The organism is Streptomyces sp. NPDC002835, from assembly GCF_053591995.1.
Genome location: NZ_JBSFUW010000079.1, coordinates 1 through 10676 on the forward strand (window position 1 = coordinate 1; position 10676 = coordinate 10676).

General features: G+C 74.0%; 1 protein-coding gene. It reads left to right on the forward strand.

Going from position 1 to position 10676, the window contains the following annotated elements:
* Nucleotides 1-10676 (forward strand): amino acid adenylation domain-containing protein (locus ACWD01_RS36335; protein WP_451168129.1); only part of this gene is annotated, 10676 nt, incomplete at both ends.

Here is a 10676-nt window from a genome sequence, read left to right on the forward strand (position 1 = left end):
GAGCGGATCGAGGCGGCGCTGCAGAAGGTGCTCGACCGCCACGACGTGCTGCGCTCGCGGCTGCTCCGCGGCGACGACGCCTGGAACCTCGAGGTCGCCGCCCCCGGCGCCGTCCAGGCGGCCGGCCTCCTCCGCCGTGCCGGACAGCAGGACATCGCCACCGAGGCGCGCGATGCCCAGCAGCGGCTCGCGCCCGACGCGGGCGTGATGGTCCAGGCCGTCTGGTTCGAGGACGCGGACCGGCTGCTGCTGATGGCCCACCACCTCGTCGTGGACGGCATCTCCTGGCGCGTTCTCCTCCCCGATCTCGCCCAGGCGTACGAGGGTGCGGAGCTGGAGCCGGTGGGGACCTCGTTCCGCCGCTGGGCGCAGGAGCTGTCCGCTCTCGCCGAGGCGCGGGCCGCCGAACTCCCGCTGTGGCAGTCCATGCTGGCCGGTGACGACGCGCCGCTCGGCTCGCGTCCGCTGGACCCGGCGGTCGACACCGCCTCGGCCGTCCGGCACCTGTCCGTGACGCTCCCCGCCGACGTGACCGCACCGCTCCTGACCCGCGTCCCCGCCGTCTACCGCGCGGGTGTCAACGATGTGCTGCTCACCGGTTTCGCGCAGGCGGTGGCCGCGTGGCGGGGCGACGGTTCGTCCAGTGTCCTGGTCGACCTCGAGGGGCACGGCCGTGAGGACGTCGTCGAGGGAATGGACACCTCCCGCACGGTGGGCTGGTTCACCAGCATGTTCCCGGTGCGGCTGGACGCCGGCCGGGACAGCGATCCGGGCCGTGCGCTGAAGGCGGTCAAGGAGCAGTTGCACACCCTGCCGGACAACGGCATCGGCTACGGCCTGCTGCGTCACCTCAACGCCGAGACCTCCCCCGAGCTGGCCGGGCTGCCCGCGCCGCAGATCGGCTTCAACTACCTCGGCCGCTTCGACGCCGGTGACGGCACCGGCGCCGAGGGCGCCGACTGGTCACTGCGCTCCGACGCCGACCTCGGCGACGGCCGCGACCCGGGTATGCGGCTCACCCACGCCCTCGACCTCAACGCCGTCACCCAGGACCACGCCGACGGCCCGCGACTGGTGGCCGACTGGTCCTGGCCCGCCGGCCTGTTCTCCGACGAGGAGGTCCGGGCGCTGGCCGAGGGCTGGTTCGACGCCCTCCGCGCGCTCGCACAGCACGCCGGCCGGCCGTCCGCCGGCGGGCTCACCCCGTCGGACGTGCGTCCGCTGGTCTCGCTGACCCAGGAGCAGATCGACGCACTGGAGGCCGACCACGGGCGGATCGCGGACATCCTGCCGCTCTCCCCGCTCCAGCAGGGCCTGTTCTTCCACGCGGTCTACGACGAGCAGGGCGACGACGTCTACACCGTCCAGCTCGCCCTCGACATCGAAGGCCCCCTGCGGGCGGACGCCCTGCGCGCCGCGGCCGGCACCCTGCTCGCCCGGCACGCGGGCCTGCGCGCCGCCTTCCGCCACGAGGGCCTCGAGGGCGCGGTTCAGGTGATCCCCGAGAGCGTCGCCCTCCCCTGGTCCGAAGTGGACTTCCGGGACGTGGCGGCCGAAGACCGGGAGGCGGCCGTCCGCCGCTGGACGGACGAGGACCGGGCAGCACGCTTCGATCCGGCCAAGGCCCCGCTGATGCGGTTCGCGCTGCTGAGGACCGCGGGCGACCGGCACCGTCTGGTGATCACCAACCACCACATCCTGCTCGACGGCTGGTCCATGCCCGTGCTGGTCAAGGAGCTGCTGGCGCTCTACGGCCACGAGGGAGACGGCAGCCGGCTGCCGCACGTGACCCCCAACAGGGAGTACCTGACCTGGATCGCGGGCCAGGACCGGACGGCCGCGGAGGCCGCCTGGCGGCAGGTCCTCGACGGGCTCGACGAGCCGACCCTGGTCGCCCCCGGCGGCCGGGACGGCAGCCCGGCCGCGCCCGACCGTGTCACCGTCGACCTCCCGGCGGCGGTCACCGAGCAGCTCACCGCTCTCAGCCGCACCGGCGGGGTCACCCTCAACACCCTGTTCCAGGGCGCCTGGGCCATGGTGGTGGGTCAGCTGACCGGCCGTGAGGACGTGGTCTTCGGCGGCACGGTCTCCGGCCGCCCGCCGCAGGTCCCCGGCATCGAGTCCATGGTCGGCCTGTTCATCAACACCCTCCCGGTACGGGTCACCCTCGACCCGGCGCAGCCGCTCGGCGCGCTGCTCGGCCGGCTGCAGGACCAGCAGGCCGGTCTCATGGACCACCAGTACCTCGGTCTCACCGACATCCAGCAGGCGACCGGACACGGCGAACTCTTCGACACCCTGGTGGTGTTCGAGAACTACCCGCTCGACGCCGACGTGCTGGAGATCGGGCACGGCCTCACGGTCACCGGCATCGAAGGACACGACGCCACCCACTACCCGCTGATCCTGACGGCCGTCCCCGGCGAGCGTCTGCAGCTTCGGCTGGACTTCCGCACCGATCTGTTCGACACCGCCGCCGCCGAGGCCCTGATGGCCCGGCTGGTGCGGGTGCTGGAGAACGCCGCACAGTCGTACGACGCGCCGGTCGGCCGGATCCCCCTCCTCGGCCAGGACGAGCGCGACCAACTGCTCGTCACCTGGAACGACAGCGAGGGCGACGAGCGCGACGACCGGGCGGTGCCCGCACTCTTCGGCGACCTCGCCGTCTGGTCGCCGTCCACCGCGGCCGTCGTCGCCGACGCGGGCGCCGTCTCGTACGGAGAGCTCGACGCACGCGCCAACCGGCTGGCGCACCGGCTGCTCGCCGCAGGCGTCGGGCCGGAGGACCGGGTCGCGCTGTACATGGAGCGCTCGGCCGATCTGGTGGCGGCCCTGCTCGCCGTCCTCAAGGCCGGCGGCGCGTACGTGCCGCTCGACCCCAGGTTCCCGGAGAGCCGGATCGGCCACATCCTCACCGAGACGGGCGCCACGGTGCTGCTCGTGGACTCGGCGGAAGCCGTTCCCGGCGCGGCGTCCGGCCTGACCGTGATCGAGGCCGGACAGGCCCTCGCCGCGGCCGACGCCCCCTCGCACGACCCGGGCGTCACCGTGCGACCGGACCAGCTGGCCTACGTCATGTTCACCTCCGGGTCCACCGGCCTCCCCAAGGGCGTCGGCGTCACCCACCGCGACATCGCCGCCCTGGCCGCCGACCGCCGCTTCGAGGACGGGCACGAGCGTGTGCTGCTGCACTCGCCGACCGCGTTCGACGCGTCCACCTACGAACTGTGGGTCCCGCTGCTCGGGGGCGGTCAGGTCGTCGTCGCCCCGCCCGGGGATCTCGACGCGGTGAAGCTGCGGGACGTCGTGGACCGGCACGGAGTCACCGCGCTGTGGCTGACCGCGGGCCTGTTCCGGCTGATCGCCGAGGAGGGGCCCGGCTGCCTCGCCCGCGTCCGCCAGGTGTGGACCGGTGGTGACGTCGTCCCGGCCGCGGCCGCCCGGCGCGTGCTGGAGGCCTGCCCCGGAGTGGTGCTGGTCGACGGCTACGGACCGACGGAGACCACGACCTTCGCCACCACCAGCCGCGTCGAGTCGGCGTCCGAGGTACCGGACTCCCTGCCGATCGGCCGGCCGCTCGACGGCATGCGGGTGTACGTACTGGACGCGGCCCTGCGCCCGGTGCCCGCCGGCGTCGCCGGTGAGCTGTACATCGCCGGTGCCGGACTGGCCCGCGGCTACCTCGGCCGGCCCGGCCTGACCGGTGAGCGGTTCGTCGCCGACCCCTACGGCCCGGCGGGCAGCCGGATGTACCGCACGGGCGACCTGGTCCGCTGGAACACGCACGGCCAGGTCGAATACCTGGGCCGGACCGACGACCAGGTGAAGGTCCGCGGCTTCCGCATCGAACTCGGCGAGATCGAGGCCGTGCTCGCCCGCCACGAGGCCGTCGCGCAGGCGTCGGTGATCGTCCGTGAGGACCGTCCCGGTGACCAGCGGATCGTCGCCTACGCGGTGCCCGCGGAAGGCGCGGAGACCGACCCGGCGGTGCTGCGGGAGCACGTGGCCGCCGCCCTGCCCGAGTACATGGTGCCGTCCGCGTTCGTCACCCTCGGCACCCTTCCGCTGACCGGCAACGGCAAGGTCGACCGCAGGGCGCTGCCCGCGCCGGAGCTCGGCGCCGCGCCGTCCGGGCGCGGCCCGCGCAACGCCCAGGAGGAGATCCTCGCCGGGCTCTTCGCCGAAGTCCTCGGCCTGCCGGCGGTCTCGGTCGACGACAGCTTCTTCGACCTCGGGGGGCACTCGCTGCTGGCCACCCGGCTGGTGAGCCGAATCCGGTCCGTCTTCAGCGCCGAACTCGCCGTCCGCGCCTTGTTCGAGGCGCCGACCGTGGCCACCCTCGCCGGCCGCATCGCCGGTGCCGGAGGTGCCCGCAAGGCGCTGGCGGCCCGGGAACGGCCGGAGGAGATACCGCTGTCCCCGGCCCAGCGCCGGCTGTGGTTCCTGGGCCGATTCGAGGGGCCCGGCGCCACCTACAACCTGCCGCTGGCACTCCGGCTCACCGGAGACCTGGACCGGGCCGCCCTGCACGACGCGCTCGCCGACGTGGTCGCCCGGCACGAGAGCCTGCGCACCGTCTTCCCCGAGGTCGACGGACGGCCCCGCCAGCACGTGCTGCCGGCCGAGGAGGCCAGGCCGGCCCTGCCGACGGCGGACGTCACCGCGGCCGGACTCGACGCGGCCCTCGGCGAAGCCGCCGCGGAAGGCTTCGACCTCGCCTCCCAGCCGCCGCTGCGCGCACGGCTGCTGCGCCTGTCCGCCACCGAGCACGTCCTGCTCGTCGTGGTGCACCACATCGCCGGCGACGGCTGGTCCATGGCCCCCTTCGCCCGCGACCTCGGCCTCGCCTACGACGCACGGCGCGGCGCCGCCGCCCCCGCGTGGGAGCAGCTGCCGGTCCAGTACGCCGACTACACGCTGTGGCAGCGGGACGTCCTCGGTGACGAGACGGACCAGGACAGCCCGCTCGCCCGGCAGATCGACCACTGGCGGACGGCCCTCGCCGGGCTGCCGGAGGAACTGTCCCTCCCGGTGGACCGGCCCCGTCCGGCCGAGGTCACCTACCGCGGCGACAGCATCCCGCTGCGGCTGCCGGCCGAGGTCCACGAGCGGATCGTCGCCGTCGCCCGGGAGAACCGGGCCAGCGTCTTCATGGTCGTGCAGGCCGCGCTGGCGTCGCTACTCGGCCGCCTCGGGGCGGGCGAGGACATCCCCGTCGGCAGCGTGATCGCGGGCCGTACGGACGAGGCGCTGAACGACCTCGTCGGATTCTTCGTGAACACCCTGGTGCTGCGCACCGACCTCTCCGGCGACCCGACCTTCCGTGAACTCGTGGAGCGGGTGCGGGAGACGGACCTGGCCGCGTACGCCAACCAGGACGTGCCCTTCGAGCGGCTGGTGGAGATCCTCAACCCGGTCCGCTCGCTCGCCCGCCACCCGCTGTTCCAGGTGATGCTGGCCTTCCAGAACAACGCGGAGGCCACGCTCGACCTCGACGGCGTGCGGGCCGCCGCACTGCCGGTCGGGATGTCGGCGGCCAAGTTCGACCTGCTCTTCTCCCTGGAGGAGACGTTCACGGCGGACGGCGGACCCGCCGGGCTGAGCGGTCTCGTCGAGTTCTCCGCCGACCTCTTCGACCGCACGACCGTCGAGGCCCTCGGCGACCGGCTCGTGCGGCTGCTCGACGCCGTCACCGCGGCGCCCGACACCCGTATCGGCTCCGTCGACGTGCTCACCGACGAGGAGCGGCAGCGGATCCTCACCGAGTGGAACGACACCCACCGGGACGTACCGCCCGCCACGCTGCCCGAGCTGTTCCAGGCCCAGGCCGCCCGCACCCCCGCCGGCCCGGCGGTCGGTCACGCGGGCCGCGAGATCTCCTACGCGGAGCTCGACGAGCGCGCCAACCGGCTCGCCCGTCTGCTGATCCGGCACGGCGCCGGACCGGAGGAGTTCGTCGCGCTCGCCCTGCCGCGCTCCGACGAGATGATCGTCGCGCTGCTGGCCGTGCTGAAGTCCGGTGCCGCCTATCTGCCGGTCGACCCCAACTACCCGGCGGACCGCATCGCCTTCATGCTGTCCGACGCCCGGCCCACGCTGGTACTCACCACCGAGGAGGCCGCCGCCGTACTCCCGGACGGCACCGACGCGCTGCTGCTCGACGACCCGGCACTCCTGGCCGGCCTGGCAGCGCTCCCCGCCGGCGCCCCCACCGACGCGGACCGGGTCCGTCCGCTGACCCCGGACCACCCGGCGTACGTGATCTACACATCGGGATCGACGGGCCGCCCCAAGGGTGTCGTCGTCGCCCACCGCAGCGTGGCCGACTTCGCGGCCTGGGCCGTCTCCGACATCGGCGCCGAGCGGCTGTCCGACGTCCTCGCGGCGACCTCGCTCAACTTCGACGTCTCCGTCTTCGAGATGTTCGGACCGCTGCTCAGCGGCGGCCGCATCGAGGTCGTCCGCGACGTGCTCGCCCTGCTGGAGAGCACCGAGGACCGCCACTACAGCCTGATCAGCGCGGTGCCCTCGGCCCTCGCGCACACCGTCGGCCAGGGCGGTCCCGCCCGGTTCGGCGCCGATCTGGTCGTCCTCGCGGGCGAGGGCCTGTCCGCCCACACCGCGGAGGCGATCCGTACCGCGATCCCCGGCTCGTCGATCGCCAACATCTACGGGCCCACAGAGGCCACCGTGTACGCCACCGCCTGGTACGGCGACGCGGCCGTCGAGCGCACACCGCCGATCGGCCGGCCGCTGCACAACACCCGCGCCCATGTGCTGGACGCCGGGCTGCGCCCGGTGCCGCCGGGCGTGCCGGGAGAGCTCTATCTGGCGGGCACCGGCCTGGCCAGGGGCTACCTCAACCGGCCGGCACTCACCGGTGAGCGGTTCGTCGCCGACCCCTACGGCCCGGCGGGCAGCCGGATGTACCGCACGGGCGACCTGGTCCGCTGGAACGCCGACGGCGAGATCGAGTACCTGGGCCGCACCGACGACCAGGTGAAGGTCCGCGGCTTCCGCATCGAGCTCGGGGAGATCGAGGCCGTGCTCGCCCGCCACGAGGCCGTGGCCCGCACCGCCGTCGTCGCCCGCGAGGACCGGCCGGGCGACCAGCGGATCGTCGCCTACACGGTCCTGGCCGAGGGCGCCGCCGCCGACGCGGCCGGGCTGCGCGACCACGTGGCCGCCGCACTGCCCGAGTACATGGTGCCGTCCGCGTTCCTGTTCCTGGACGAGCTGCCGCTCAACCCGAACGGCAAGCTGGACCGGCGGGCCCTGCCCGCACCCGACTTCGGTTCGGACGCCGGTACCGGCCGGACCCCGCGCACCGAGCGCGAGCACACGCTCTGCGCACTGTTCGCCGAAGTCCTCGGCGTGGAGCGGATCTCCATCGACGACAGCTTCTTCGACCTGGGCGGCCACTCCCTGCTGGCCACCCGGCTCGTCAGCCGGGTGCGGACCCTCTTCGGCGCCGAACTGTCGGTCCGCGCACTGTTCGAGAGCCCGACGGTCGCCGCCCTCGCCGAGCAGCTCGGCGACAGCGCGGCCGCCCGGCCGGCCCTGGTGGCGCGGGTGCGCCCGGAGGCCGTACCGCTCTCCGCGGCCCAGCGCCGGCTCTGGTTCCTGAACCGCTTCGAGGAGCGGAACGGCACCTACAACCTGCCCCTGGCCGTACGCCTGACCGGCGACCTGGACCCGGACGCCCTGCGGGAGGCGCTGGGTGACGTGGTGACCCGCCACGAGAGCCTGCGCACCGTCTTCCCCGACACCGACGGACGGCCGCGCCAGCTGGTCCTGGCACCCGAGCAGGCGCGCCCCGAACTGCCCGTGTCCAACCACGACGAGCGGGCGCTGGCCGCGGCCGCGGCCCAGGACTTCGACCTGGCCGTGGAACCACCGCTGCGGGCCCGGCTGTTCAAGGTGTCCGCGACCGAGCACATCCTGCTCGTCGTCATCCACCACATCGCGGGCGACGGCTGGTCCATGGCGCCCCTGGCCCGTGACCTGGGCGAGGCGTACCGGGCCCGGTGCGCCGGGCAGGCGCCTGCCCGGCAGCCGCTGCCCGTCCAGTACGCCGACTACACGCTCTGGCAGCGCGACCTGCTCGGCGACGAGGACGACCCGGACAGCGGTCTCGCGCGGCAGACCGCCTTCTGGCAGCACACCCTCGCGGGGCTGCCGGAAGAACTGGCGCTGCCGGCGGACCGGCCCCGCCCCGCGGAGATGAGCTTCCGCGGCGACACCGTCCCGCTCGAGATCCCGGCCGAGGTGCACGCACCGCTGGCGCACCTGGCGCGCCAGAGCCGGGCCAGTGTCTTCATGGTGGTGCAGGCGGCGCTCGCCGCCCTCCTCGGCCGGCTCGGCGCCGGCACGGACATCCCGATCGGCTCGCCGATCGCGGGCCGTACGGACGAGGCGCTCGACGACCTGGTCGGCTTCTTCGTCAACACCCTCGTGCTGCGTACGGATGTGTCGGGCGACCCGACGTTCCGTGAGCTGGTGGAGCGGGTGCGGGAGACGGACCTGGCCGCGTACGCCCATCAGGACGTGCCGTTCGAGCGGCTGGTCGAACTCCTCAACCCGGAGCGCTCCCTCGCCCGCCACCCCCTGTTCCAGGTCATGCTCTCCCTCCAGAACAACGCGGAGGCGAGCCTCGAACTCGACGGCCTGCGGATCGAGCCGCACGACACCACGGTGGACGGCGCCAAGTTCGACCTGTCCTTCCAACTGGCGGAGCGGTTCACCGAGGACGGCAGCCCGGCCGGCATCGGCGGACGCGTGGAGCTCGCCACCGACCTGTTCGACCCGCGGACCGTCCAGGAGCTCGCCGAGCGTCTGGTCCGGCTGACCGCCGAACTGGTCACGGACCCCGACCGGCCGCTGTCGTCGGTGGACGTCCTCACCGAGGAGGAGCGCCACCGCGTGCTCGTCGAGTGGCGGGGCGCCACGTGCGACGTCCCGGCCGCGACGCTGCCGGAGCTCTTCGAGCAGCAGGCCGCGCGCACCCCGCACGCCACCGCGCTGGTCGCCGGGGACACCCGCCTGACCTTCGCCGAGCTCGAGGCCCGCGCCGGCAAGCTGGCCCGGCTCCTCATCGGCCACGGCGTCGGACCGGAGCAGTACGCCGCCGTCGCCCTGCCGCGAACGGCAGACCTCGTCGTCGCCGTCCTCGCCGTCATGAAGGCGGGCGCCGCCTACGTCCCGGTCGACCCGTCGCTGCCGGCGGACCGCATCGCGCAGCTTCTCCAGGACGTCGGCGCCGGCGTCCTGCTCACCTCGCGGGCCACCCGTGACGCGATCCCCGCGGACCGCGGCGGCATCCGCGTCGAGGTCGACGCCCCCGCCGTCGTCCAGGCGCTGGACGGACTGCCCGGCACGGCCCCCGGCGACTCCGAGCGGACCACCGCCCTGCGGCCCGACCACCCGGCCTACGTCATCCACACCTCTGGCTCGACCGGCCGCCCCAAGGGCGTCGTGGTCGCCCACCGCAGCCTGGCCAACCTGTACCACCACCACTTCGACGAGCTGTACGCGGACCTCACCGCGGACACGGGCCGGCCGCTGCGCGCCGCGCTCACCGCCGCCGTGTCCTTCGACGCCTCGATCGACCCGCTGCTGTGGATGGTGGCCGGCCACGAACTGCACCTCGTCGACGACGACACCCGACGCGAGCCGGCCGCGCTGATCGCGTACGTAAGGGACGCGGGCATCGACTTCATGGAGCTCACGCCGTCCTACGCCGAACAGCTCATGGAGGAGGGCCTCGTACGGGACCCGGCGGCCCGGCCGCGCATCCTCGCCCTCGGCGGTGAGGCCGTCAGCCCCGGCCTGTGGCAGGAGCTGGCCGAGACCCCCGGCGTCACCGGCGTCAACCTCTACGGCCCCACCGAGACCACCGTCGACACCCTCACCGCGCGTACCGGCGAAACGGCACGGCCGCTCATCGGCCGGCCCGTCCGCAACAGCCGCGTCCAGGTCCTGGACGAGGCACTGCGTCCGGTCGCGCCGGGTGTGGCGGGTGAGCTGTACATCGCGGGCGCGGGTCTGGCGCGCGGCTACCTCGGCCGGCCGGGGATGACGGCGGAGCGGTTCGTCGCCGACCCGTACGGCCCCGCCGGCTCGCGGATGTACCGCACCGGGGACGTCGTCCGCTGGACCCGGAACGGCGAACTCGAGTACCTGGGCCGCACCGACGACCAGGTCAAGGTCCGCGGCTTCCGGATCGAGCTCGGCGAGATCGAGTCCGTGCTCGCGCGCTACGAAGGCGCCGCACAGGTCGCGGTGGTCGTCCGGGAGGACCGTCCCGGGATCAAGCGCCTGGTCGCCTATCTCGTGCCGCGCGCAGGGGAGCTGGACACCGCGGCGGCCCGCGCCCATGTGGCGCAGGCGCTGCCCGAGTACATGGTGCCGTCCGCGTTCGTGGCACTGGACGCGCTGCCGCTCACCGCGAACGGCAAGCTGGACCGGCGTGCGCTGCCGGAGCCCACGGTCACCGGCAGCGGCGCCCGGCGGGCCCCGCGCACCGAGCGCGAGGAACTGCTGTGCCGGCTGTACGGCGAGCTGCTGGGCCTGGAGTCGGTGTCCGTCGACGACAGCTTCTTCGAGCTGGGCGGTGACAGCATCGTCTCGATCCAGCTGGTGAGCCGGGCTCGTAAGGCCGGGCTGGTGTTCTCGGC